At 62.8% G+C, this 2,319-nt stretch carries 1 protein-coding gene and 1 pseudogene; both read right to left on the reverse strand.

Annotated elements, in window-relative coordinates; translation table 11 throughout:
* Positions 1-64: 64 nt before the first annotated feature.
* Positions 65-289, reverse strand: a pseudogene (locus tag MJ797_RS25820) (IS30 family transposase); the annotation flags it as partial.
* Between the two features lie 160 nt (positions 290-449).
* A complete protein-coding gene (locus MJ797_RS25825; protein WP_239342226.1) occupies positions 450-2,051 on the reverse strand; it encodes an SGNH/GDSL hydrolase family protein in 1,602 nt (533 codons plus the stop codon).
* Between the last annotated feature and the right edge of the window lie 268 nt (positions 2,052-2,319).

Genomic DNA, 2,319 nt, shown 5'->3' on the forward strand with positions numbered 1-2,319 from the left:
TACAGGGACGTCGCAGGGCAGAGAGCGGGCAGCCTGGTTGGACAGGAAGGGCGGAATCAAGCGGTCAAGGCGACGCATGCCTTTCCAGCAGATCGTTGAAAACTTCTACCGGCTTGCGCCAGCCCAACGTCCCACGAGGCCTGCCATTCAACTCTGCGGCCACTCTATCGAGATCCTCCTGGGAATGCAAGGACAGGTCCGTGCCCTTCGGGAAATACTGCCGAAGAAGGCCGTTGGTGTTCTCGTTCGAACCCCGCTGCCACGGCGAATGCGGATCGCAAAAATAGACTGAGTGGTCTCAACCGGTCGTACACCACCCGCATCGTGCTGGGATCCACGGGGTCCGACATGAGGCGGACACCCGGATGATGCACTGACCGGTCGAGACCACCCGTCCCGGCGGAACTGTGGCCCATGTGACAAAAAGTCTGCTCGTCATGCTGCCGGTGTCATACAGACGTCGGGCAGGCGAGGTGGTTACCTGGGGTTCCGGTAGCGTCGCGTAGTCCAACCGTTCCGGGCTTGGCTAGCCCGTCGATTTTGCTTATGTCGAGCGCATTCCGCTGAACGTCTACCGGCGTGACCTGATCGGTGAACGGGTTGGGCGCGGCGCTCGGGTAATGGTTCAGGTAACAGGCCAGCAGCACGGCGAGTTGGCGCTGCCCCGACTGGTTCGGATGAAACGAGCCACCGTCAACAGGGTGATCGAGGGCCAAGCTTAGCTTAATTCCATTCGTGTACTGGCCATCTTTACCACATGGTTCGTGACCCGTCCAGACCTCGGCTGGCGAGACAAACTCGAGGCCCGCCTTGATCGTGCGTTCATAGAGGAGGTCATTAAATCGGTCCGTCGTTGTCCGAATCCACATCCGCTCATCAGCGCTGAACCGGCGCAGAACGCTCGCGCAGTCGTTCGGCGTCGTGGCCGGACGAACGTCGGCGCCGGGAAACAGGTAGGGGTAACCCACCACAACAATGCGAGCACCGGGATAGCTGCGGCGCAGGTCGCTATAGACTTTGCCAATCCTTGTTCCCACTACCCCCAGCATCCGCGGAGCCCAGTTCGCGAGGGTCTCCGAGACAAGGGCACCGCCTCCTTCGGGCGACGGCCAGCCGAGGACTTTGTGCACGCAGTCGGACTGTTCGAAACAGCGTGTGACGATCGTCGAGAAGACCACATCATTCCCGCCGATCATTATGCTGACAAGCTTCACGTCCGGGAAGGTCGTTCCACTGTGCACCTGAGGCGGGACGGCGACGCCGGTGCCACGGGAGTTGTATATGTCCGCGGTTACCGCGCCGGAGCACGCCACAAATCCCGACAAGCCCAGATCGAGCTGCCGGTCGAACGACACCAACAACCTGGGAAATGCATTGCCTGAGCGATTGCACCCTATCTGGGCGGTGCCCGCCTCGAACGGCCGCAGCCCCTCGCCGGCCGCATACGAGTCACCCAGAGCGACATAGGTGCCAGACAAGCCGATCGACGGGGGATCGGGTACCCGAGCGTGGAGTCCGTCCAACCGCACCAGGCTGAGCACACCGATAATCAACGCGATCAGGAAAGCTCCCAGAGTGAGACCGCCCACCCCGGCCCCGAGACTGACCGAGATGGTCTCCCGCCGCGAGTCATAACTGGTCGGTCTCAGGGCGAAGACCCGTGCGACCACCGCGGCAACGGCCGCGATCACGATCCAGAATAGGAACCACCCCAGACGAGCGTTCCCAGCGGCGTATCGGACAACCCATCGATCGAACAAGATCACGCTTGTTAGGAGTGCCACAGTGAACACCGACAAAGCGATGTGACCGGCGAGGTTCCGGCCCTGTTTCCACGGTCCGAGCCACTCAACGATAAGTCCCACGACCAGCGCCGCCACGCAGGAGTTCCCGAGCGCGCCCAGGGCGTACAGGAGAAACGCGATGACCCGCACACCACTCACCGGTGGAAGGTCCCACGCCGCCAGGAATACGGTCGCCGCGCCCACGAGCGACAGGACAACAAAGGCGGTCCACGCATAGGGACGCCGCGCATCCTTCACGGTTGCCACCGTGCACACCTCCCCGTAGTGCCGGACCGCGCAGCCGCTGAACCGCGCCGGTCATCGGGCGCGGACCCCACAGGTTGCCGCCGGCTGTAAGGGCCGATCCGGCAGCTGACCGAGCGGTCCGAAGGTCTTGCCCGGCAGCCGGCTGAACCAGTCCATGTCATCAACTCCCAGCCTTGCCCCGGCTGGTCTCTCCCGCTGATCGACAGTGTCAACCCACGCCCGCCAAGCTGACGATGGCTGATCGTGTCAGATCACCGACAGGGCGGTA

Source organism: Protofrankia sp. CiP3 (assembly GCF_917627345.1).
GTDB lineage: Bacteria > Actinomycetota > Actinomycetes > Frankiales > Frankiaceae > Protofrankia.